At 73.1% G+C, this 22867-nt stretch carries 21 protein-coding genes; 13 read left to right on the plus strand and 8 right to left on the minus strand.

Translation table 11 applies throughout. The features are described 5' to 3' along the window. Positions 1-11 precede the first annotated feature (11 nt). From ACFP3V_RS24180 to ACFP3V_RS24190, 3 genes are read right to left on the minus strand one after another with little or no spacing between them, the layout of a single operon-like run. The gene (locus ACFP3V_RS24180; RefSeq protein ID WP_380587236.1) at positions 12-878 is read right to left on the minus strand and encodes a 5-oxoprolinase subunit C family protein; all 867 of its coding nucleotides are present in this window, start codon (positions 876-878) and stop codon (positions 12-14) included. Continuing rightward, a complete protein-coding gene (locus tag ACFP3V_RS24185; RefSeq protein ID WP_380587239.1) occupies positions 875-1504 on the minus strand; it encodes a 5-oxoprolinase subunit B family protein in 630 nt (209 codons plus the stop codon). The genes ACFP3V_RS24180 and ACFP3V_RS24185 overlap by 4 nt, the downstream gene beginning before the upstream one ends. Beyond that, on the minus strand, positions 1501-2259 hold the full coding sequence (locus ACFP3V_RS24190) for a LamB/YcsF family protein (RefSeq protein ID WP_380587242.1): 759 nt from the start codon (positions 2257-2259) through the stop codon (positions 1501-1503). The genes ACFP3V_RS24185 and ACFP3V_RS24190 overlap by 4 nt, the downstream gene beginning before the upstream one ends. A gap of 49 nt (positions 2260-2308) precedes the next feature. Here ACFP3V_RS24190 and pcp point away from each other — a divergent pair, with 49 nt between their 5' ends. Then, positions 2309-2956, plus strand: coding sequence for a pyroglutamyl-peptidase I (pcp, locus tag ACFP3V_RS24195; RefSeq protein WP_380587244.1), 648 nt, complete (start codon positions 2309-2311; stop codon positions 2954-2956). Here the strand turns inward: pcp and ACFP3V_RS24200 are convergent. The 3 genes from ACFP3V_RS24200 to ACFP3V_RS24210 all read right to left on the minus strand — a co-directional run bounded on the left by ACFP3V_RS24200 (position 2949) and on the right by ACFP3V_RS24210 (position 5599). Further along, positions 2949-3314, minus strand: coding sequence for a hypothetical protein (locus ACFP3V_RS24200; protein ID WP_380587247.1), 366 nt, complete (start codon positions 3312-3314; stop codon positions 2949-2951). The genes pcp and ACFP3V_RS24200 overlap by 8 nt on opposite strands. A 94-nt stretch (positions 3315-3408) precedes the next feature. Continuing rightward, positions 3409-3990, minus strand: coding sequence for an NADAR family protein (locus ACFP3V_RS24205; RefSeq protein WP_380587250.1), 582 nt, complete (start codon positions 3988-3990; stop codon positions 3409-3411). A gap of 136 nt (positions 3991-4126) precedes the next feature. Beyond that, positions 4127-5599: an MFS transporter gene (locus ACFP3V_RS24210; RefSeq protein ID WP_380587253.1), complete on the minus strand. Its 1473-nt coding sequence runs from the start codon at positions 5597-5599 to the stop codon at positions 4127-4129. 102 nt (positions 5600-5701) lie between these two features. Between ACFP3V_RS24210 and ACFP3V_RS24215 the strand changes: the two genes are divergently transcribed. The 5 genes from ACFP3V_RS24215 to ACFP3V_RS24235 all read left to right on the plus strand — a co-directional run bounded on the left by ACFP3V_RS24215 (position 5702) and on the right by ACFP3V_RS24235 (position 12957). Then, a complete protein-coding gene (locus ACFP3V_RS24215; protein WP_380587256.1) occupies positions 5702-6586 on the plus strand; it encodes a helix-turn-helix transcriptional regulator in 885 nt (294 codons plus the stop codon). Between the two features lie 85 nt (positions 6587-6671). Continuing rightward, positions 6672-7838, plus strand: a complete 1167-nt coding sequence (gene dusB / locus ACFP3V_RS24220; RefSeq protein ID WP_380587259.1) for a tRNA dihydrouridine synthase DusB — start codon at positions 6672-6674, stop codon at positions 7836-7838. Positions 7839-8274: 436 nt separating this feature from the next. After that, complete coding sequence (gene ppdK, locus ACFP3V_RS24225) at positions 8275-10992, plus strand: pyruvate, phosphate dikinase (protein WP_380587262.1); 2718 nt, start codon at positions 8275-8277, stop codon at positions 10990-10992. A gap of 496 nt (positions 10993-11488) precedes the next feature. After that, positions 11489-12460, plus strand: coding sequence for a hypothetical protein (locus tag ACFP3V_RS24230; protein WP_380587265.1), 972 nt, complete (start codon positions 11489-11491; stop codon positions 12458-12460). A gap of 86 nt (positions 12461-12546) precedes the next feature. Then, positions 12547-12957, plus strand: coding sequence for a hypothetical protein (locus ACFP3V_RS24235; protein ID WP_380587268.1), 411 nt, complete (start codon positions 12547-12549; stop codon positions 12955-12957). Here ACFP3V_RS24235 and ACFP3V_RS24240 read toward each other — a convergent pair. Further along, positions 12944-13618, minus strand: coding sequence for a GNAT family N-acetyltransferase (locus tag ACFP3V_RS24240; protein ID WP_380587271.1), 675 nt, complete (start codon positions 13616-13618; stop codon positions 12944-12946). The genes ACFP3V_RS24235 and ACFP3V_RS24240 overlap by 14 nt on opposite strands. A gap of 380 nt (positions 13619-13998) precedes the next feature. On the opposite strand from ACFP3V_RS24240, the gene ACFP3V_RS24245 reads away from it, so the two are divergent. Further along, a complete protein-coding gene (locus tag ACFP3V_RS24245; protein WP_380587274.1) occupies positions 13999-14943 on the plus strand; it encodes a PAC2 family protein in 945 nt (314 codons plus the stop codon). Positions 14944-15071: 128 nt separating this feature from the next. Here the strand turns inward: ACFP3V_RS24245 and ACFP3V_RS24250 are convergent, their stop codons facing one another. After that, positions 15072-16199, minus strand: a complete 1128-nt coding sequence (locus tag ACFP3V_RS24250; protein ID WP_380587277.1) for an alpha/beta hydrolase — start codon at positions 16197-16199, stop codon at positions 15072-15074. A 156-nt stretch (positions 16200-16355) separates the two neighbouring features. Between ACFP3V_RS24250 and ACFP3V_RS24255 the strand changes: the two genes are divergently transcribed. From ACFP3V_RS24255 to dnaG, 6 genes are all read left to right on the plus strand, one after another. Beyond that, the gene (locus tag ACFP3V_RS24255; RefSeq protein ID WP_380587279.1) at positions 16356-17225 is read left to right on the plus strand and encodes a trypsin-like serine peptidase; all 870 of its coding nucleotides are present in this window, start codon (positions 16356-16358) and stop codon (positions 17223-17225) included. A 45-nt stretch (positions 17226-17270) separates the two neighbouring features. After that, on the plus strand, positions 17271-17417 hold the full coding sequence (locus ACFP3V_RS24260) for a hypothetical protein (RefSeq protein ID WP_380587282.1): 147 nt from the start codon (positions 17271-17273) through the stop codon (positions 17415-17417). Then, the gene (locus ACFP3V_RS24265; RefSeq protein WP_380587285.1) at positions 17414-17797 is read left to right on the plus strand and encodes a hypothetical protein; all 384 of its coding nucleotides are present in this window, start codon (positions 17414-17416) and stop codon (positions 17795-17797) included. The genes ACFP3V_RS24260 and ACFP3V_RS24265 overlap by 4 nt, the downstream gene beginning before the upstream one ends. Before the next feature lie 37 nt (positions 17798-17834). Beyond that, positions 17835-19085 carry a deoxyguanosinetriphosphate triphosphohydrolase gene (locus ACFP3V_RS24270; RefSeq protein WP_380587288.1) on the plus strand — a complete coding sequence of 417 codons (1251 nt, stop codon included), beginning with the start codon at positions 17835-17837 and terminating at the stop codon, positions 19083-19085. Between the two features lie 62 nt (positions 19086-19147). After that, the gene (locus ACFP3V_RS24275; protein WP_380587291.1) at positions 19148-20410 is read left to right on the plus strand and encodes an NAD(P)/FAD-dependent oxidoreductase; all 1263 of its coding nucleotides are present in this window, start codon (positions 19148-19150) and stop codon (positions 20408-20410) included. Between the two features lie 39 nt (positions 20411-20449). Next, a complete protein-coding gene (dnaG, locus tag ACFP3V_RS24280) occupies positions 20450-22369 on the plus strand; it encodes a DNA primase (protein WP_380587293.1) in 1920 nt (639 codons plus the stop codon). The last annotated feature ends 498 nt before the right edge of the window (positions 22370-22867 follow it).

Here is a 22867-nt window from a genome sequence, read left to right on the forward strand (position 1 = left end):
CCCGTGCGCCGTCAGCCCGGCGTGAAGCGGACCCGCGTCCCCGGACCCGCCTGCGCCGCGGCGTCCAGGGCGCGGGCGTCCACCACGGCGGCGACGGGATAGCCGCCGGTGGTCGGATGGTCACGCAGGAAGACCACCGGGCGGCCGTCCGGCGGGACCTGAACCGCGCCCAGGACCATGCCCTCGCTGGGCAGTTCGTCGTAGCGGGACCGGCCGAGCGGCGGACCGTCCAGGCGCAGGCCGACGCGGTTGGAGTGCGCGGTGACCGTGTACTCGGCGGCGGTGAGGGTGCGCAGCGCGGTGCCGGTGAACCAGTCCGCACGCGGTCCGAGGCGCACCGGCAGCACCAGCGTCCCGCTCGGCGGCCCCGGCCAGGGCGCGGCGGCCGCCGTCAGCGCGGGAGCCGGGAGCCCCGGGCCCGGGGGCCCGAGCGGCAGCACGTCCCCGTCGCGCAGCGGCGGCGGGCCGAGCCCGGACAGCAGGTCGGTGGAGCGGGAGCCCAGCACCGGCGCCACGGCGATCCCGCCGTCCACCGCGACGTAGCTGCGGACTCCGGCGGTGGCCGTCCCGACGTCCAGCACCGCGCCCGCCGGGACCCGGACCGGGGCCCCCCAGGCCGCCGGGCGCCCGTCCACTCGCACCGGGCAGGGCGCGCCGCCGACGACGACGGTCAGGTCGCGGTCCGCCCGCAGCGCGCAGCCGGTGAGCGTGGTCTCCAGCGCGGCGGCGCCGGCATGATTGCCCAGCAGCCGGTTGGCGAGCGCGTGGCTCGCCGCGTCCAGGGCCCCCGAGAGCGGTACCCCGAGGTGGGCGTGGCCGGGGCGTCCCGCGTCCTGAACGGTCGTCAGCATCCCGGCGCGGACCACGGTCAGCGTCATCCGGCCACCTCCCGGAAGCGGATCCCGGTCCCGGGTGCCAGCAGCGCGGGGGGCTCGCGCGTCACGTCCCACAGGAGGGACGGGTCCGGCACCCGGCCCAGCAGCTGCCAGCCGCCGGGCGACTCACGCGGATACACGCCCGCGTACGGCCCGGCGAGCGCCACCGCCCCGGCGGGCACCCGGGTGCGCGGCGTGGCCCGGCGCGGGACGTGCAGGTGCGGTGGAAGCCCCGTCAGATAGCCGAAGCCGGGGGCGAATCCGCAGAACGCGACCCGGAACTCCGTCGCGCACAGCACGCGCACCGCCCCGCGCCGGTCCAGCCGCCAGAGTCCGGCCACCTCGTCCAGGTCCGCGCCGTCGAACACGACATCCAGCGTCACCCGCGGCCCCTGCGCGGCCGCCAGGGAAGGCACGTCCAGCCCGCCGAGCAGCCGCGCCAGTCGGGCCGGCTCCGCCACGCCGTCCAGCAGCAGCGTGCATGCGCCGGGCACCAACTCCCGTACCGCGCCCAGCTCCCCGGCCTCCCGGCGGCGGCTCAGTTCGGCATGCAGGGCGGCCACGGCCGGCCCGTCCGGCAGCTCGACGAGCAGCGCGTCCCGCCCGACCGGGCGGACCTCCCGGCTCATGCGGTGAACGCCCCGACCGTCACCCCGGCCTCCTCCAGCGCCTCGCGCACCCGGCGCGCGAGCGCGGCGGCGCCGGGCGTGTCCCCGTGCAGGCACAGGGACTCGGCCCGCACCGGAACCCTCGTCAGGCCGTCGGCGGCCGTGACCGTGCCGTCCACCACCAGCTGCACGCTGCGCCGCACCACCTCGTCCGGGTCGTGCACCACGGCCCCGGGTTCGCGCCGGGAGACGAGTGTGCCCTGCGGCGTGTAGGCCCGGTCCGCGAAGGCCTCGGCGACCGCGCGCAGCCCGGACCGCCGTGCGGCGTCCAGCAGTTGCGATCCCGGCAGGCCCAGAACCGGCAGCGCCTCCCCCGCCAGCCGGACGCCGGTCACCACCGCCCGCGCCTGCTCGGCGTCGTGCACGGTGCGGTTGTAGAGCGCGCCGTGCGGCTTCACGTACGCCACCCGGGTTCCGGCCGCCTCCGCGAAGACCCGCAACGCGCCGATCTGGTAGGCGACTTCGGCCGCCAGCTCCTCCGGCGGCAGGTCCATCGCCCGCCGCCCGAACCCGGCCAGGTCCCGGTACGACACCTGCGCCCCCACGGTGACGCTCCGCTGGGCGGCGAGCCGGCACACCCGGCGCATCGTCACCGGGTCCCCGGCATGGAACCCGCAGGCCACGTTGGCACTGCTGACGACGGACAGCAGGGCCTCGTCGTCCGTCAGCGTCCACCGCCCGAAGCCCTCGCCCAGGTCGGCATTGAGGTCGATCATGGCGACACCGTACCGCCCGCGGCCGCCCGCTCCGCCTAGGATCCGGGGGATGACGACGCGGGTACTGCTCACCGGTTTCGAGCCCTTCGGGGGCGAGAGCGTCAACCCCTCCTGGCAGGCGGTGGAACGGGTCGCCGCCACGCCGCCGCCGGGACTGGACGTCCACGCGCTGCTGCTGCCCTGCGCCTTCGACGTCTCACTCGACGTCCTGCGCGAGGCCGTCGCCCGGCTCGGCCCCGACCTGGTCGTCTGCACCGGGCAGGCGGGCGGCCGCCCGGATGTGACCCCGGAGCGCGTCGCTATCAACCTCGACGACGCGCGCATACCCGACAACACCGGCTTCCAGCCGGTGGACCGGGAGGTCGTCCCCGGCGGTCCGGCGGCGTACTTCTCCACCCTGCCGGTCAAGGCGTGCGTCGCGGCCATCCGAGCTGCCGGCCTGCCCGCCTCCGTCTCCCACACGGCGGGCACCTTCGTCTGCAACCACGTCGCCTACGGGCTGGCCCATCTGCTGGCCACGGAGTACCCGACCGTGCGCGGCGGGTTCGTCCACCTGCCGTACGCGCCCGAGCAGGTGACCGCCCGTCAGCAGCCCTCCCTCCCGGTGGCCGCCTCGGCGGAGGCCCTGCGGGTCCTGCTCTCGGCGGCCGCCGCCGCGGCCACGGACCTGCCGGTGTCCGAGGGCGCGATCAGCTGACCGGCGCGGGGTTCCGGCGGCGGCTGAGGGTGCGCAGCAGCCAGAAGCAGGGGAGCTGAACGGCCAGCGCGATCAGGGCGTGCACCGCCCAGGCGCCGACCAGCGTCGGGCCGCCCCAGCTGTTGTCGAAGCCGTGTGGGTCGCCCATCGCGGCGAGGGCGTCGGGCCGGAGCGGGTAGAGGTACCCGGCGAAGCCGAGGTAGACGACCAGGGCCGAGGCGAGCGGCCCGATCAGCGCGAGCGGCAGGATGCGCAGCCGGTAACGGCCCGTCAGCACCCCGGGCAGGGTGGTGAACCCGGCGAGGATGAGGCGCAGCGGCAGCCTGCCGGTGAGGCTCTTCGTCACGTTGGTCGTCATGCCTGCAAGCCTGGCTGAGCGCCCTGGCTCCCCACGAGCGTGGTACCACCCCGGATCGGGGGTGGCGCCCACACGAACGCCTGAGCCGCCCGGCTCAGCCGGCCAGCCGCGCGCGGGCCTCCATCAGCGCGAAGCCCAGCAGGTTCTCGCCCCGCCAGCGCGCCGGGTCCGTCGCCGCCTCGTGGGCCGCGCCGAGGCCGATGCCCCAGACCCGGTCGCGCGGGCTCGCCTCCACCAGCACGCGGCCCCCGGTGCCCAGCAGGTACGCCCGCAGGGCCGGGTCCTGCCCGAACTTGGCCACGTTGCCCCGGACGACGAGCTCGAAGCGTTCGGCCGCCCACCGCTCCTCGTCGAACCCCCGCACCAGCCGCCCGGCGGTCTTGGCCTCGGCGGGCGTGCGGGTGGCGAGTATCGGGGGAACTGACGCCTCGTCACCGAAGAGCCGGGCCTTCCCGGCCATCATCCAGTGCTCCGCGCTCGCGTAGTCAACGCCGTCCACGGTGAAGCGGCAGGGCCACCACTGGCTGAGCACCCCCTTGCCCACCGACCCGTCGGGCTGCGGCTGATGCCCCCAGAACATCAGCCACTTGGGCCTTGCCCCGGCGGCCGTCGCCGCCGCGAGCGCGGCCCGGTCCCGCACGTCGAGCACGTCCTGCACCACCCCGTTCGCGTCCATGCCGCCGATCCTGACAGCCGCCACTGACAACGGGCACCTGCATTTCCCCCAGCCGGAGCGCGACTCCACAGCTCGGCCCAGGACCGACCCGGCCGGGCCGGTCCTGGGCGGTGCCGCTCCGGCGCACCGGCCCGGGTCAGCCCACGGTCCGCGGCAGCCGGGTGGACAGGGCCACCACGCCTGCGGTGAGCGCGAGTTGCACGGCGAGCGTCAGGGCCAGCGCGTCCCGCATGCCCCACGCCGGGTAGAAGGAGAGGAAGAGCGTGCCCAGGGTGGCCACGCCCAGCGCCAGGCTGGACTGCTGGGTGGTGGCCAGGATGCCGCCGCCCACGCCGGCGCGGGCCGCCGGGACCTGGGAGAGGACGAGCCGGATCAGCGGGGGCATCACCAGTCCCTGACCGGTGCCGGCCACCAGCATGCCCGGCAGCAGCACCAGCGGGCTCAGCCCGTTCCAGTCGGCGAACACGGTGGCGGCGAGCACGGCCAGTCCGGTGGCCTGCAGCAGCGCACCCACCGTGATGACACGGGACCCGAAGCGGGACAGCAGTCGCGGGCCGGACAGCGAGGCCGTGAAGAACCCGGCCGCCATCGGCACCATGGCCAGGCCCGAGGTCACCGGACCCTCGTGCAGGCCGACCTGCAGGGCCACGGCCATCACCATCATGAAGCCGCCGAAGCCGGTGAAGAACGGGACGGCCATGGTCAGGCCGGTGCGCAGGCTGTCCAGGCGCAGCAGCGAGAAGGGGATCAGCGGCACCGAGCCGGCCGCCTCCTGCCTGCGCTCGACCCGCACGAACCGGGCGAGCAGGAGCGGGAAGACGGCGAGCAGCGCCCAGGTCCACCACGGCCATCCCAGCGAGCGGCCCTCCATCAGCGGGACCAGCAGCGCCAGCAGCGCGGCCGCGAGCAGCACCGTGCCGTGCCCGTCCACCGGGGCCGGGTCGGCCGAGCGGGTCTCCGGGACCGAGCGCAGCGACAGTGCCACGGCCGCCAGCGCGACCGGCACGTTGACCAGGAAGATGAAGCGCCAGCCGGTGCCGAACAGGTCGGCCGAGAGCAGCACGCCGCCCAGTACCTGGCCGATGACGACGGCGATGCCGCCGACCGCGCCGTAGACGCTCAGCGCCCGGGCCTTGCGCTCACCGGTCGTCGCGGACTGGATGGTGGCCAGGACCTGAGGGAGCATCAGGGCCGAGGCCGCGCCCTGCGCGACCCGCGCGGCGACCAGGGTCAGCGCGGTCGGTGCCAGGCCGCAGGCCAGGGAGGTCAACCCGAAGGCCAGTGCCCCGAGTTGGAACAGGCGGCGGCGTCCGTACAGGTCGCCGAGGCGGCCGCCGAGGACAAGCAGCACCGCGTAGGCGATGCCGTAGCCCGCGACGATGAGCTCCAGCGTGGCCGGACCCGCCGCCAGATCGTGGTCGATGGTGGGCAGCGCGACGTTGACGATGAAGAAGTCGAGCATCGGCAGGAACGCGCCGAGCAGGACGGTGACGAGGCCGAGGGTGCTCAGCCGGGGGGAGTCGACCGGTGCGGCGGGCGTCGACGTGCCGATGCGGATGACGCGGGGCAGCACGTTCGCCTTGGTCGGTGGAGTGGAAGTCGTGGTCACGGGTACCAGGCTGCGCCGGTTCCCAGCCTGGTACCAGTGAGTGTTTATCCTGGTACTGCTACTACCTGGCAACAGGATGCTTCCGGGTGCATCCTGGCATGCATGAGTACTGCACCAGCCGTGCGCCCCGCCCTCGAACTCGTCGGCTCCCCGGACGACGGCCGCCGCCGCGAACTGGCCGCGTTCCTGCGCTCCCGGCGCGAGCGGATCGCCCCCGAGCAGGTCGGCCTGCCCAATCTGGGCCGCCGCCGCACGCCGGGCCTGCGCCGGGAGGAGGTGGCGCAGCTCGCCGCCGTGGGCGTCACCTGGTACACGTGGCTGGAGCAGGGCCGGGACATCAGCGTCTCGGTGCAGGTGCTCGACGCCATCGCCCGCGCGCTGCTGCTGGACGCCTCCGAGCGCTCGCACCTGTTCGCCCTCGCCGGGTCGGTGGATCCGGCCCCGCCGCAGCAGTGCCCCACGGTCACCCCCGTCGTGCGCGTGGTGATCGACCAGCTCTCGCCGATGCCGGCCGTCGCCCTCAACGCCAGGTTCGACATCCTCGCCTACAACGCCACCTACCGGCTGCTGGTCGACGACCTGGACGCGGTCCCGGCCGAGGAGCGCAACATCATGTGGCTCGCCTTCACCCACCCGAGCTGGCGCACCGCGCTGCCGGACTGGAACGACGCGGCGCGCACGATGGTCGCCAAGTTCCGTGCGGCGATGGCCGACCACGTGGCCGAGCCCGTCTGGAAGGCGCAGCTGAAGCGCCTTCAGCTGGCCTCACCCGAGTTCGCCGAGCTGTGGCAGCAGCACGACGTCACGGTGGCGACGGAGGGTCAGAAGCGCTTCCTCAACCCCCGGGTCGGCCTGCTCCACTTCGAGTTCACCAACCTCTGGCTGGCGCCGCGCCAGGGCTCCCGCGTGATCAGCTACGCACCCGCCGACGAGGAGACCCGCACCCGGCTGGCCGAACTCGAGCGCCTGGCGACGCGGCCGGACTAGGGCCGGCCCGGCGGATGGGAGAATGGGAGGCCCGTGTCCGAACCGTCCGCCGCCCGAACGCCCGACCCGCCGAGGTAACGCACCGATGACCGAGCCCGCCGCCGTGACCACCCCCGCCGTGCAGCCGCTGCGGCTGGGCGAGCAGCTGTCGGTGTGGCCGCCGGTGGTGCTCGCGCCGATGGCCGGGATCACCAACGCGCCGTTCCGCTCGCTGTGCCGGGAGCAGAGCGGCGGCAAGGGCCTGTTCGTCTCCGAGATGATCACCACCCGGGCCCTGGTCGAGCGCAACGCCAAGACCATGCAGCTGATCCACTTCGACCCGAGCGAGCAGCCGCGGTCGATCCAGCTCTACGGCGTGGACCCGGAGTACGTCGGCCGCGCGGCGAAGATGATCGCCGAGGAGGACCTGGCCGACCACATCGACCTCAACTTCGGCTGCCCGGTGCCCAAGGTGACCCGGCGCGGCGGCGGTTCCGCGCTGCCGTACAAGCGCAACCTGCTCCGGGAGATCCTGCGCGCCGCCGTCGGCAACGCGGGCCGGCTGCCGGTCACCATGAAGATGCGCAAGGGCATCGACGACGACCACATCACCTATCTCGACGCCGGCCGGATCGGCGCGGACGAGGGCGTGGCCGCCATCGCCCTGCACGGGCGCACCGCCATCCAGCACTACAGCGGTGAGGCCGACTGGTCCTCCATCGCCCGGCTGCGCGAGGTCGTCCCGGCCCACCTGCCGGTGCTGGGCAACGGCGACATCTGGTCGGCGGACGACGCGGTCCGGATGGTCCGCGAGACCGGGTGCGACGGCGTGGTCGTCGGCCGCGGCTGCCTGGGTCGGCCGTGGCTGTTCAAGGAGCTGGTGAGCGTCTTCGAGGGCCAGGTCGACTACGCCAGGCCGGACTTCGGCTACGTCGCGAAGACCATGGTCCGCCACGCCCAGCTGCTGGGGGAGTGGCTCGGCGACGAGAAGCGCGGCGTGGTCGACTTCCGCAAGCACGTCGCCTGGTACACCAAGGGCTTCTCGGTCGGCTCCGAACTGCGCAGCGGCCTGGCCACCGCCTCCTCCCTGGCCGAGCTGGAGGAACTGCTCGCCCGCATCGACGCCGCCCAGCCCTGGCCCGACAGCGCCGACGGCCCGCGCGGCCGCACCGCCGGCGCCCACAAGGTGGTGCTGCCGGAGGGCTGGCTCGACGACCCGTACGACTGCGCCGTGCCGGGGGCGGACGCGGAACTGGACACTTCGGGCGGCTGAGCGGAGTTCGCCTACGTACGGAAGCGGACGCGACCCCCTCCTGTCGGCGTGACGCTGGCCACATTGCCGGTCACTTTGCGTCAGAAGGACGCAAAACTGCAGGTGGGAAGGGGCGCGAATCGGCTTCCGAAGGGGCGTGAAGGATGGCGCGCACGCCCGCCTCCAGTAGATCAAGGCAAGGCAACCGCAGTGACGCCGGAATGCCACGTTCCGTCGCGTTCCTGCTGACGGCGGGTTTCCTTGGCTTCATTTCCTGAACGCAAGCTAGCGTCAGGGCGACGATTTAACTTTCGCAGGCGAAGCCCGTTCCGGTGCTTTCGATCTCCTGGTCAAGGGCCGGTCAAGGCCCTCCGACGGCCTATCAGGGGCAGTCAAACGCCTTCGATCTGGGTATGTTCATCGGCGTCAGGGCAACCGTTCGGCAGGAGACCGACCCGTGGCTACCCCCGCTGGGCAGCAGAAATTCGTCTACGACTTCACCGAGGGGAACAAGGACCTCAAGGACCTCCTCGGCGGCAAGGGCGCGAACCTTGCCGAGATGACCAACCTCGGGCTTCCCGTCCCTCCGGGATTCACCATCACCACCGAGGCGTGCAAGGTCTATCTGGAGACGGGCAGCGAGCCGGCCTCCCTGCGCGACGAGGTGAGTGCGCACCTCGACGCCCTCGAGCGGACCATGGGCAAGAAGCTCGGCCAGGCCGACAACCCCCTTCTGGTGTCGGTCCGTTCGGGCGCCAAGTTCTCCATGCCCGGCATGATGGACACGGTCCTCAACATCGGCCTGTCCGACGCGTCCGTGCAGGGGCTGGCCGCCCAGTCCGGCAACGAGCGCTTCGCCTGGGACTCCTACCGCCGACTGATCCAGATGTTCGGCAAGACCGTGCTGGGCGTCGACGGCGAGCTCTTCGAGGAGGCTCTGGACGAGGCCAAGCGGGCCAAGGGCACGGTCAACGACCTGGACCTGGACGCCGGCGACCTGCGCGGCCTGGTCGAGACCTTCAAGGGCATCGTGGCCAAGCAGACCGGCCGCGACTTTCCGCAGGACCCGCGCGAGCAGATGGACCTCGCCATCCACGCGGTCTTCGAGTCCTGGAACGGCGACCGTGCCCGGCTCTACCGCCGCCAGGAGCGCATCCCGAACGACCTGGGCACCGCGGTCAACGTCTGCTCCATGGTCTTCGGCAACCTGGGCGAGGACTCCGGCACCGGCGTCGCCTTCACCCGCGACCCCGCCTCCGGCCACCAGGGCGTCTACGGCGACTACCTGTCCAACGCCCAGGGCGAGGACGTCGTCGCCGGCATCCGCAACACCGTGCCGCTGTCCGAGCTGGAGAACCTGGACAAGGCCAGCTACGACCAGCTGATGTCGATCATGCAGACCCTGGAGGAGCACTACCGGGACCTGTGCGACATCGAGTTCACCATCGAGCGCGGCAAGCTGTGGATGCTGCAGACCCGCGTCGGCAAGCGCACCGCGGCCGCGGCCTTCCGCATCGCCGTGCAGCTGGTGGACCAGGGCCTGATCGATCTGGACGAGGCGCTGCACCGGGTGACGGGCGGTCAGCTCGCGCAGCTGATGTTCCCGCGCTTCGACGAGAGCGCCAAGGCCGAGAAGATCGGCTGGGGCATCGCCGCCTCCCCGGGCGCGGCGGTCGGCAAGGCGGTCTTCGACTCCTACACCGCCGTCAAGTGGTCCCGCTCCGGCGAGAAGGTCATCCTGGTCCGCCGCGAGACCAACCCGGACGACCTCGACGGCATGATCGCCGCCCAGGGCATCCTCACCTCGCGCGGCGGCAAGACCTCCCACGCGGCCGTCGTCGCCCGCGGCATGGGCAAGACCTGTGTCTGCGGGGCCGAGGAGCTCGAGGTCGACACCAAGCGCCGCCGCTTCACCACGGCCGACGGCCGGGTGGTCGAGGAGGGCGACGTCATCTCCATCGACGGCTCCTCCGGCCGGGTCTACCTCGGCGAGGTCCCGGTCGTGCCGTCCCCCGTGGTCGAGTACTTCGAGGGCACCCTGCACGCCGGCGCCGACGAGGAGGGCGGGCTGGTCCAGGCGGTCCACCGGCTGATGTCGCACGCCGACCACCGCCGCAAGCTGCGCGTCCGGGCCAACGCCGACAACGCCGAGGACGCCGCCCGCGCCCGCCGGTACGGCGCCCAGGGCATCGGCCTGTGCCGGACCGAGCACATGTTCCTCGGCGAGGAGCGCCGCCGGGACGTCGAGCGCCTGATCCTGGCGGACACCGACGAGGAGCGCGAGTCCGCGCTGGCCCACCTGCTGCCGCTGCAGAGGGCCGACTTCGTCGAGCTGTTCACGGCGATGGACGGGCTGCCGGTGACGGTCCGTCTGCTCGACCCGCCGCTGCACGAGTTCCTGCCCAACATCACCGAGCTGTCGGTGCGCGTCGCCCTCGCCGAGGCCCGCAAGGACCCGAACGAGAACGACCTGCGCCTGCTCCAGGCGGTGCACCGGCTGCACGAGCAGAACCCGATGCTGGGTCTGCGCGGCGTCCGCCTCGGCCTGGTCATCCCCGGCCTGTTCTCGATGCAGGTCCGGGCGATCGCGGAGGCCGCGGCCGAGCGCAAGCTGGCCGGGGGCGACCCGCGGGCCGAGATCATGATCCCCCTGGTGGGCACCGTCCAGGAGCTGGAGATCGTCCGCGACGACGCCGAGCAGGTCCTGGCCGAGGTCGCGCAGCGGACCGGCGTGGACCTGAGGATCGCGCTCGGCACGATGATCGAGCTGCCGCGCGCGGCGGTGACGGCGGGTCAGATCGCCGAGGCCGCCGAGTTCTTCAGCTTCGGCACCAACGACCTGACCCAGACCGTGTGGGGCTTCAGCCGCGACGATGTCGAGGCCAGCTTCTTCACGGCCTACCTGGAGAAGGGCATCTTCGGGGTCTCCCCGTTCGAGACGATCGACCGCGACGGAGTCGGCTCCCTCGTCAAGCACGCCGTGAGGGAGGGCCGGGCCACCCGCCCCGACCTCAAGCTCGGCGTCTGCGGCGAGCACGGCGGCGACCCCGACTCGGTCCACTTCTTCCACGAGGCCGGGCTGGACTACGTGTCCTGCTCGCCCTTCCGGATCCCGGTGGCGCGCCTGGAGGCAGGCCGCGCCGCCATCGAGACCGCGGGCAGCGATTCGCGCTGACAACCCTCACCGGGATCCCTCACCCGGTGTCAGTGCCCCCCTCCGCTCCGCGCCTGGTCCCCGACCAGGACGTCAGGGGCGTCGAGCGGAGGGGCTGCCCGCTCACCCGTCCGTGCGGCGCTCGGCGCAGAGTACCCGCCCGGACCCCGCGACGGCGGGACGGAGACAACGGCGTCCCCGTCCCGCCGTTTGCACGTCGGCAACCCCTCAGGGGCGCGGGGAACTGCGCGAGAAACCCACCACTCAGGGGGGCCCGGCCCGTCCGTCGGGCCGAACCTCCCCCGGCTGGTGGTTGCCCGCGCAGTTCCCCGCGCCCCTGTTTGCGGTTGCCCTCTTGAGCCGAACGCGTCAGGGCGCTAGATTCTCGCGCAGCGATCGCACAGCAACCCCACACAGTGGTGACAGAACGTCAACCGCCTGGCCAGCGGCAGCAATTCGCACAGCGCACCTCGCAACGCCCCTCCTGACTCACTCCCCCATCGAGAAGGGCACCCCCTTGTTGCGTTCCGCTCTCGTCGTCGGCGCCGCCACCGCGATCGCCGCGGCCGGGTTCCTCGCCGCCGCCCCCGCCAACGCGGGCGAGCTGGCCCCCCACCACATGAACCGCCACTTCTCCGGCGTCACCCCCAACGCCACGGGCGGCAACCTCGCCTACGGCGGGGGGAAGGTCGTCACCGCCCCCACCGTCTACATCGTCTACTGGGGCAGCCAGTGGGGCACGAGCTCCATCACCAACGACCCCAACGGTGAGGCCCCGCTCCAGCTCTCCTTCTTCCAGCACGCCTACGGCAGCGGCGACACCTGGTCCAACTCGGTCACCCAGTACTGCCAGGGCGTGGCCACCGGGACCACCCAGTGCGGCAGCTCCGGCACCCACGTCGGGCACCCGGCGAGCAACCCCGTCGGCGGGACCTGGCTGGACAGCGGCGTCACCGCGCCCAAGCGGCCCTCGCAGAGCCAGATAGCCGCCGAAGCCGTCCGCGCCGCCGCCCACTTCGGCGTCTCCGGCACCAACGTCCAGATCATCGTCGACTCGCCGCACGGCGTCAGCCCGTCCGGCTTCGGCACCCAGTACTGCGCCTGGCACACCAACACGACCACGTCCACCGGCGCCGACCTGCCCTACACCAACATGCCGTACGTCGCCGACGCCGGCTCCAGCTGCGGCTCGGGCTTCGTGGCGACCGGCAGCAGCGGCGTGAACAGCGCCTCCGAGGGCGTCACCATCGTCGGCGGGCACGAGTACGCCGAGACCGTCACCGACCCCGACCCGAGCAGCGGCTGGGTCGACGGCTCGGGCGCCGAGAACGGCGACAAGTGCGCCTGGATCTCCAGCGGCCAGGGCGCCTCGGCGATCGTCTCGATGAACGGCGCCAACTTCGCCGTCCAGTCGCTGTGGAGCAACAACTTCGGCAGCAACGCCGGCGGCTGTGTCGTCTCCTACACCAGCTCGACCAACCAGCACTGAGCGCAAGCCAGTTGACGGCCCCGGACCGCCCCGCGCAGGGACGGTCCGGGGCCGCCCGCATGCCCGGACACCGCGAGGAGAGAACGATGAACCGACCGCTGCGCCTGCTGCTCGCCGCCGCCGTGCTGCTGCCGCTGGCCGGCTGCGCCTCCGCGACCGCCGCTCCCGCCGCCGTCACCCCCTGCACGGCGCTGCCGCCCAGCGGGCTGCCCGACTCCGCGGGCAGCCTCACCGAGGCGAACTCCGGCACCTTCTGCCTGCCGCTGGGCGGACGCGTCGACGTCTTCCTGACCGCGCACCCGACCGGCGACCGCTGGCAGCGCCCGGACGACTCCGCGCCCTCCGTCCTGCGCGGCACCACCAGCGGCATCATGACGCCGCCCGTGGGCGTCACCGTCGCGCTCTACACGGCCGCCGCGCCCGGCACGGCGGTGCTCTCCAGTGACGCCCCGTCAGGACGCCACTGGCAGGTCACCCTGGTGGTCAGGCGGAGATGAGCGGACGCACGCCCGGTCCGGCCGCGACCCGGGCGGACAGGTGCTCGCGGACGGCCAGCCACTCCTCGTCCAGGATCGAGTAGAAGGCCGTGCCGCGGACCATCCCGTCCAGGCCCCGGGTGTGCGCGCGGTGGACGCCCTCCAGGACCGCGCCGAGGCGCTCGATGGCGGCGCGTGAGCGTGTGTTGCGCGCGTCCGCGCGCATCGACACCCGGCGCACGCGCCAGTTCTCGAAGGCGTGACGCAGCATCAGCAGCTTGGCCTCGGTGTTGATGCCGGTGCCCTGCGCCCGCGCGGACAGCCAGGTGCCGCCGATCTCGGTGGCGTCCGGAACCGCGGTCAGCGGGTCGCCCACCGGGCCGCGCGGGGCCGGCGGCCAGATCACCGGGCCCTGCCAGTAGTCCAGTTCGCAGAAGCGGGTGGACCCCACGACCAGGCCGTCCGACTGACGCACCGTGGCGAAGGGCAGGGCTCTGCCCGCCGCCTGCGCGGCCAGCGCGTCGGCGACGTAACGTTCCGTCGCAGCGATCCCGTTCGGGACGGGAGTGAAGGCGTAGCTGCTCCGGTCCTCGGCCGCGGCGGCGGCCAGGGCCTCGACGTGGTGCTCGGAGAGCGGCTCCAGCCGCACGGTGCGGCCGACGAGGAAGACAGGTACGGGCACGGCGCCTTGAGTCCTTCGGCGGTGGGGACAGGGGGTGTGCTCCCGATGCCTGGGCACGACGACGGATCGCGTTCGCCATGGGGCGTGCGAGGAGCGAGGGGACAGTGTGTGTCCGGGAGATGGCCGAGAGGGGAACGAGAGCGCGAAGGACAGCGGGCGGCCAAATGAAGTCACGGGGCGATGCGGTGGGTCAGCGAGAGGACCATACCCGCACGGCAAGGGTAAGTCACCCTGCGGCGCGCCCTCACGGCGACCTCCCAGGTGAACCGGCGCGTCGCGGGGGCGTGCGGCGGTCCGTGCGCGTCGTTTCCCCTTGGACTTGGGGAATGAATGCGGGTTCGGGAATGCTGCTCCCTGGGTAGAAGTGTCCGCTCGAACAGATGGGTGTCATGGTGCAGGATCCGCAGGCGCTGTACGCGTTCGAGCCGGAGGGCCTGGAGGCGGTGCAGTCGGCCTTCCTCGAGGCCTCGGCCGGCCCGGTGCTGCTGCATTTCCTCGACGGCTTCATGGACGCGGGGGAGACCGGCGGCCAGGTGGTCGAGCACCTGCTGAACGACCCGGACGCCGTCCTCGTGGCCCGCTTCGACGCGGACCGCCTGGTCGACTACCGCGCCCGGCGTCCCACGATGGTGTTCGACCGCGACCACTGGGCCTCCTACGACGCGCCCGAGCTCGACCTCTACCTGCTGCACGACGCCGTCGGCACGCCCTTCCTGCTGCTGTCCGGTCCGGAGCCGGACGTCGAGTGGGAGCGCTTCGCGGCCGCGGTCCTCGACGTCTGCGACCACCTCGACGTCAGCCTGGCCGTCGGCTTCCACGGCATCCCGATGGGCGTCCCGCACACCCGCCCGGTCGGCCTGACCCCCCACGGCAACCGGCGGGACCTGCTCGGCAAGTTCCCGCGCTGGTTCGAGCGGGTGCAGGTGCCGGGCAGCGTGGACGCGATGCTGGAGTTCCGCATGGGCGAGGCGGGCCTCGGCACGATCGGCTTCGCGGCGCACGTGCCCCACTACCTGGCCCGCACGGCGTGGCCGCCGTCAGCGGTGGCCGTGCTGGAGGCCGTGCAGTCCGCCACCGGCCTGGTGCTGCCGGGCGCGGAGATCCGCGCCCGGATCAGCGAGGTCCAGGAGGAGGTGGACCAGCAGATCGCCGAGGGGGACGGCGAGTTGAAGTCCGCGGTGGCCGGCCTCGAGCAGCAGTACGACGCCGTGGCGGGCGCGGCGGACCGGGAGAGCTTGCTGGCCGAGCCGGTCGACCTGCCCTCGGCGGACGAACTCGCCGCCGCGTTCGAGGAGTTCCTCGCCGAACACAACGACGAGCAGTAGGCCCCGCGCACCCAGGGGCGCGCGGAACTGCGCGAGAAACCAACCACCCGGGGAGGTCCGACCCGTTCAATGGGGACGAACCTCCGCGGGTGGTGNTCCTCGCGCGACCAGGGGCCCCTACCGGGCCCCTACCGGTGCAGCGGGGTGCGGATGCGGCCGGAGGAGGCCAGGCTCGTGGGGCCGGGCTTGGGCTTGGCGATCGGGCGCAGCGGGTGCGGAGCCTCCAAGTGGTCCGACGCCCACGGGAAGACGACCTGGAACAGCCCCCGCCACGTGCCCCAGTTGTGGCCGCCGTCGTTCAGGATCATCGGCGTGGAGAGCACCGTCGGCCACTGCACGACCTTCTCCAGGTCCTTCACGTTCGGCACCGTGCTGAAACGGTCCTTCGAACTCGTCGCCACGAACAGCGAGACGGGGGGCCGCTTCTTCGCCAGCCACAGCGGGCTGTTCAGCTGACGGAGTTTCGGATCGGGCAGCGCGCTTCGGTCGCCGTGGAAGTCGTCGGGGCTCAGGCCGACCGCGGAGCCCAGCTCCTGCGGGTACTGCATGGCGAGCTTGACCGCGCACAGGCCGCCGGTGGAGAAGCCGATGACGCTCCAGTCGTGCGGGCCGTTCAGCGCCCGGAACCGGCTGGTGACCAGGTCGTGGACGTCCCGCATCAGCCAGGTCGCGTTCTTCTGCCGCGGCGTGTCGCTGCAGTCGGTGTCGCGGCCGCCGGCGTCGATCGAGGGGATCACCACGATCGCCGGGCTGACCTCCCCCGACGTCATCATCCGACCCAGAGCGGTGAGCACCTGGCCGCCGCGGATCCAGCTCAGCGGGCCGCCGGGGACGCCGTGGAGCAGCATCATCACCGGGAAGGAGTCGTGCGCGTACTTGGGGTCCTGGTACTGCGGCGGCGTCCACACGATCGCCTGGCCGGTGACGCCCGACCAGCGGCCGCGGAAGGTCGTCTCCTGGGTGGCGCCCTCGCCCCGGGTGAACACCGTCTGGGCCGCCCCGGCGGCCACCGGGCCGGCGCCCTGCTGTTCACCGAAGAGGTCGGCCCAGGACGTGTAGAGTCCGTTGGCGTTGTTGATCCAGGTCGCGACCACCGCGATGGCCGTCAGCTGGCACACGCCGATCAGAACCAGCCGGGTGACGAGCCGGACCGCCCGCGGGCCGCGCACCTGGTTCCACAGCAGCAGGGTTGCCACGACTGCCACCACGGTGACGACGACGAGCAGGATGAAGAAGGCGTTTCCGGTCAGACTCACGTGAGGGACCCTAGCTTTCCTCGGGAGGCCAAACGCTCTTACCTATGGCTTCCCTACGCATTTCGTGACAAAGCTGTCGAACTCTTGACCGGCTACGGCGCCCAGCCGGTCACCCGTGCCTATGATCGCCCAGAAGTAGGACGAAGGAGGGCCTGGATGCGGTTGCGGAGTCTGCGGCTGGCCTCCCGTGCCCTCGGCGTCGTCGCCTTCGTGGGCTGCTTCGCGCTCGTGCTCGACCACGTCGAGCCCGGCGTCGGCGGCAGCCGGGCCACCGCGCAGAGCCGGACCACGGCCAGGCCCACCGCCCACCCCACGGCCACGCTGCCCGCCGTGCTCACCCGGACGTCGGAGCGCAGTGCCGAGTTCGGCGGTGTGCCGACCGTGGGGGCCGTCTTCTCCGCCGGGGACACCGGGTTCAGCCGCCACTACTGCACCGGCTCGGTCGTCGACTCGCCCGGCGGCAACCTGATCGTCACCGCCGCCCACTGCCTGCTGGACCCGGCGTCCGGCGTCAGCGACGCCGCCTCCGTGGTGTTCGTGCCCGGCTACCACGACGGCGTCCACCCCTACGGCGACTGGCAGTCCACCTCCGTCACCGTCGACCCGCACTGGAGCAGCGACAGCGACCAGGACTACGACGTGGCCTTCGTCACGGTCCGCAACACCGCCCACCCCGATCTCCGGCTGCAGGACGTGGTCGGCGCCCAGGTGCCCGCCTTCGGGGACGCCGCCCGGCCCGGCACGGTCAGCGTCATCGGCTACCCCAGCAGCGGGGACAAGCCGATCGGCTGCCGCAACAGCCTCAAGCCGTACTCGGCGACCCAGTCCGAGTTCGACTGCGCCGGCTTCGCCGACGGCTCCAGCGGCGGGCCGCTGCTCACCGGCCTCGACCCGGACACCGGCCGGGGCACGCTGGTCGGTGTGATCGGCGGCTACCAGGAGGGCGGCGACAGCGACGACGTCTCCTACGCCGCCTACTTCGGCGACGCGGTCCAAGCCCTCTACCGGGAGGCCGCCGGGAAGTAGCCCGGGAGCAACCCGGCCGAAACAGACAGCGGCCACTGTGGGGAGATGGACTACGAGACGGCGGTCGCCTGGGATCTGCTCGCCAGGATCATCACCGGCCGGGACGGTCCGGAGGCCGACCGCGGCCCCGAAAGGCCGGAACCGGCAAAGGAGTTGACGGCGGTTTCGGAGCCTGACACGCTCGCCGGGTGACCGCGACCGGACAAGAGAGCCGTCAGCAGGCCGCCGAGGCCTGGTACGCCACCGCCCTGCGGGCCGGGCTCGAACTGGTGGGCTGGATCTGTGCCCCCATCGCCCTGTGGCCGCACTCCATCGTGCTCGCCGTGCTCGTCGACGTCGTGCTGATCGGCGTCCCGGCCGTGCTGCAGACGCCGGGGGACAAGCCCGGCGGCGGGACCGTCGTCGCCGTCCCCGGCTGGGTCACCATCCTGATGGTCCTCGCCGAGGTGGGTGCGGCCGTCGCCGCGGCCTGGTTCGTGCTGCCGGCGCCGGTCGCCGTGCTGGTCTCCGTGCTCGCCGCGCTCTGCCTGGTCACCGAGCAGCCCCGGTGGCGGCGACTGCTGCGCGCCTGAGCCGCGGCGTCAGCGCCGCGCGTTACGGTGGCTGCTGATGGACGATCAGCAGCCACTCGCGGGCTACAGTCCCGCCGCACAGGAGCGCTGGGTGCCCGAGCCGGACAAGCGGCCCGGCCGTACCGCGTTCCAGCGCGACCGCGCCCGGGTGCTGCACTCCGCGGCGCTGCGCCGACTGGCCGGCACCACCCAGGTGGTCACCCCGCTGGAGCACGACTTCCCGCGCACCCGGCTCACCCACTCCCTCGAATGCGCCCAGGTCGGGCGGGAGTTGGGGGCCGCCTTCGGCTGCGACCCGGATCTGGTGGAGACCGCCTGCCTGGCCCACGACCTCGGCCACCCGCCTTTCGGCCACAACGGCGAGGAGGCCCTCGACCAGGCCGCCCGCGCCTGCGGCGGCTTCGAGGGCAACGCGCAGAGCCTGCGCATCCTCACCCGGCTCGAGCCCAAGCGGTTCACCGGCACCCGCTCCGTCGGGCTCAACCTCACCCGGGCCACCCTCGACGCCGCCACCAAGTACCCGTGGACCCGCGGCGCGCACCCCGAACTGCCGCACAAGTACGGCGTCTACACCGACGACCTGCCCGTCTTCCGATGGCTGCGCCAGGGCGCCCCGGAGCACCACCGCTGCTTCGAGGCCCAGGTCATGGACTGGGCCGACGACGTCGCCTACAGCGTCCACGACGTCGAGGACGGCCTGCACGCCGGGCACATCGACCCGGCCGCGCTGCGCTCCCCGGTCGAACGCGAGGGCCTGTACGCCGTCGCCGCCCGCTACGCCCCCACCGCCGAGCCGCTGGAGTTCGCCGAGGCCCTGGACCGGTTGCAGTCCCAGGAGTGGTGGCCGCATGCCTACGACGGCTCCGCCCGCGACCGGGCCCGGCTCAAGGACGCCACCAGCCAGCTCATCGGCCGCTTCTGCAACGCCGCCGAGCAGGCCACCCGCCGCCGCTACGGCATCGGCCAACTCACCCGCTACAAGGCCGACCTGGTCGTCCCGCGCGAGGTCCGGCTGGAGTGCGCCGTGCTCAAGGCCGTCGCCGACCGCTACGTCATGCAGCGCGGCGAGCAGGAGGCGCTGCGCTCGCGCCAGCGCGTCGTCATCGCCGAGCTCGCCGCCGCCCTGGCCGGTCTGGCCCCCCGCGGCCTCGACCCGGTGTTCCGGGCCCTGTGGGAGGAGGCCGACGCGGCTGGGGACGACGCCGGACGGCTGCGCGCGGTGATCGACCAGATCGCCACCCTGACCGACTCCTCCGCACTCGCCCGGCACCGTGCTCTGGTGCGCTGACCGCCGGTTGCGGCAGGCTTGCTGACGGCCCGTCAGCCCGCGAACGAAAGGCAGGACCCCGGATGGCGGACGCACCGCAGACCATGGTGATCGTGGGCGGCGGCCTGGCCGGCGCCAAGGCCGCCGAGACGCTGCGCGCCGAAGGGTTCACCGGCCGGGTGATACTGCTGGCCGAGGAGCGCGAGCACCCCTACGAGCGCCCGCCGCTCTCCAAGGGCTACCTGGCCGGGAACTCCGCCCGCGAGAAGGTCTTCGTCCACGACCCCACCTGGTACGCCGCCAATGACGTGGAGCTGCACCTCGGCGTCACCGTCGACCGCATCGACCGGCAGGCCCGCGAGGTGCACCTGGCCGACGACGGCGTGCTCGGCTGGAGCCGGCTGCTGCTGGCCACCGGCGCTTCCCCGCGCACCCTCGACGTCCCCGGTGCCGAGCTCGGCGGCATCCACTACCTGCGCCGCCTGCCCGACGCGGACCGGCTGCGGGCCACCCTGCGGACCCTGGGCCGGGAGAACGGCACGCTCCTCGTCGTCGGCGCCGGCTGGATCGGCCTGGAGGTCGCCGCGGCGGCCCGGGCCTACGGCGCGGAGGTCACCGTCGTCGAGCCGATGGCCACCCCGCTGGCCGTGGCACTCGGCCCCGAACTGGGCCGCTTCTTCGCGCAGCTGCACCAGGACCACGGCGTCCGCTTCCACTTCGGCGCCTCCGTCACCTCCTTCGAGGGCCAGGACGGCATGGTGCTGGCCGCCCACACCGACGACGGGGAGGAGTTCCCCGCCCACGCGGTCGTCGTCGGCATCGGCGCCGCACCCAACACCGGCCTGGCCGCCGCCGCCGGGCTGGAGCTGGCCACCGGCCCCGGCGAGGGCGGCGGCGTCGCGGTCGACGGCTCGCTGCGCACCTCCGACCCGCTGATCCACGCGGCAGGTGACGTGGCGTCAGCCGAACACCCGCTGTTCGGCCGCCGGTTCCGGGTCGAGCACTGGGCCAACGCCCTCAACGGCGGCCCCGCCGCCGCCCGCGCCATGCTCGGCCAGGAGGTCGTCTACGACCGGGTGCCCTACTTCTTCAGCGACCAGTACGAGCTGGGCATGGAGTACTCCGGCTACGCCGCCCCCGGCGACTACGCGCGGGTGGTGCTGCGCGGCGACGCGGGCCGCCGCGAGTTCATCGCCTTCTGGCAGGCGGACGACGGCCGGGTGCTCGCCGCCATGAACGTCAACATCTGGGACGTCACCGCCCCGCTGCAGGCCCTCATCCGCAGCCGCCGCCCGGTCGACCCGGACCGCCTCGCCGACCCGGGGGTGCCGCTCACGGAGCTGTGACGGCCGGGGACGCCCGACCGCCGCCGTAGACTGCACGGCGTGGCAGGCGGCGGCGGAGGACAGGGCAGGATCAGGGACGAGGACGTCCAGGCGGTGAAGGCCGCGCTGCGCATCGACCAGGTCGTCGGCGAGTACGTCCAGCTCCAGCAGGCCGGTGTGCAGATGCGCGGCCTGTGCCCGTTCCACGACGAGAAGTCGCCGTCGTTCTACATCAACCCCAGCAAGAACGTCTACAACTGCTTCGGCTGCGGCGAGCACGGCGACACCCTCGGCTTCCTGATGAAGATCGAGCACCTGACCTTCGTGGAGGCCGTGGAGCGGCTCGCCCCCACCGTCGGCATCACCCTGCGCTACGAGGGCGGCAGCTACCAGCCCGGCCGGCAGAAGGGCGAGCGGACCCGGCTGCTGGAGATCAACAAGATCGCGGCGGAGTGGTTCACCCAGCAGCTCGGCGGCGCCGAGGCCGAGATCGGCCGCCGCTTCCTCGCCGACCGCGGCTTCGACGCCGCGGCCGCCGCCCACTTCGGCGTCGGCTACGCCCCCGTCGGCTACGAGAACCTCACCCGGTTCCTGCGCGGCCGCGGCTACACCGACCGGGAGCTGCTGGTCTCCGGCATCTGCTCCGAAGGCCGCCGCGGACCCATGGACCGCTTCCGCGGCCGACTGGTCTGGCCCATCCGCGACCTGACCGGGGAGGTCGTCGGCTTCGGCGCGCGCAAGCTGCGCGAGGACGACAACGGCCCCAAGTACCTGAACACCCCGGAGACCCCGCTCTACAAGAAGAGCAACGTCCTCTACGGCATCGAGCTCGCCAAGAAGGACATCGCGAAGACCGGCCGCGCCGTCGTCGTCGAGGGCTACACCGACGTGATGGCCTGTCACCTCGCAGGCGTCACCACGGCGGTGGCCACCTGCGGCACCGCCTTCGGCGAGGACCACATCAAGATCCTTCGCCGCCTGCTGATGGACACCTCCCAGTACAGCGGCGAGGTCGTGTTCACCTTCGACGGCGACGCGGCCGGCAAGAAGGCCGCGCTGCGCGCCTTCGAGGACGACCAGAAGTTCGCCGCCCGCACCTCCATCGCGATCACCCCCGGCGGCATGGACCCCTGCGAGCTGCGCATCAAGGAGGGCGACGCGGCCGTCCAGGAGCTCATCGCCCACCCGGTGCCGCTGTTCGAGTTCGCCCTGCAGGCGGCCGTGGCCAGCCACAACCTCGACACGGCGGAGGGCCGCGCGGCCGCGCTGGACCAGGCCGCGCCGATCGTCGCCCGGATCAAGGACGGCTCCATCCAGCACGAGTACGCCGTCCGGCTGGCCGGGCTGCTCGGCATCCTCGACGAGCAGTTCGTCGTCCGCCGCGTCGGCCAGCTGGCCCGCTGGCAGCGCGAGCGCGAGCGCAACCGGGGCGCGGCCGGCGCGCCCGCGGTCCGCGCCCCCGAACCCGCCGCCGCCCAGGCCCCACGGCCCGCCGCCTTCCGGCTGGACCCGCGCAACCCCGCCCAGTTCGTCGAACGCGAACTGCTCAAGCTCGCCGTCCAGTTCCCCGCCCTGGTGGCCCCGGTCTTCGACGCCTTCCTGGAGCACGAGTTCCCCACCCCGCCCTACCGGGCGGTCCGCGCCGCCATCGTCGCCGCGGGCGGCGTCAGTCTCGGCGCCACCGCACCGGACGTCTGGGTCGACGCCCTGCGCGAGGTCTGCCCCGACGACACCGTGCGCGGACTCGTCGCCCAGCTGGCCGCGGAACCCGTGCGCACCCGGCGTGAGCCGGACGCCGCCTACGCGGGGGAGTTCCTGGTCAAGCTGCGCCTCCAGGCCGTCGACCGCCGCATCGCCGAGTGCCGCGCCCAGCTCCAGCGCCTGGGCCCGCGCGCCGACGCCACGGCCGTCCAGCAGGAGCTGTGGACCCTGCAGCAGTACGGCCAGAACCTCCGCGCCCGCGGGGCGGCCGCTCTGTAGTGCCGTGCCCGGACGGGTCCACCGGGTTGCGGTGTCCGGTGGTGGGGCATCCCCGGCCGAAGGCTGGGGGAGGATCGCAAGGCGGAGGGTCGCCCTCGTGCCGGATGTGCTCGGGCGCGCCCGACAACGCGGCGTGGGGCACTCCCGGCCGAAGGCTGGGGGTGTCGTGCCGGGCGCCGCAACCCGGTGGACCTGTCCGGACACGGCACCGGGGCCGCTTCGGGGAACCTTCGCGCCGGGCGCGCCCAGAAAATGGGCGCAGGGGGCTCCTGCGAAGCCATGGTTCGGGCGCACACTGGGCAGGTACCCACAACTTTCCGTACCCCCGCCCGCCGCATCCCCCAGGCTTCCGCGCCGGAAGGGAAGGACGTGGACGTTGCGACCACCGTGCCTTACCCCGAGCCAGGCCCACCCACCGCGCAGCTGAGGCTGGTTGACCCCATGTCAGCTGCAGACCCCCCGGAACGGCCCGAACCCGCCGACTCCCTCGATTCCCCG

This window comes from Streptacidiphilus monticola (assembly GCF_042658505.1).
In the GTDB taxonomy this organism is placed as follows: Bacteria; Actinomycetota; Actinomycetes; order Streptomycetales; family Streptomycetaceae; genus Streptacidiphilus; species Streptacidiphilus monticola.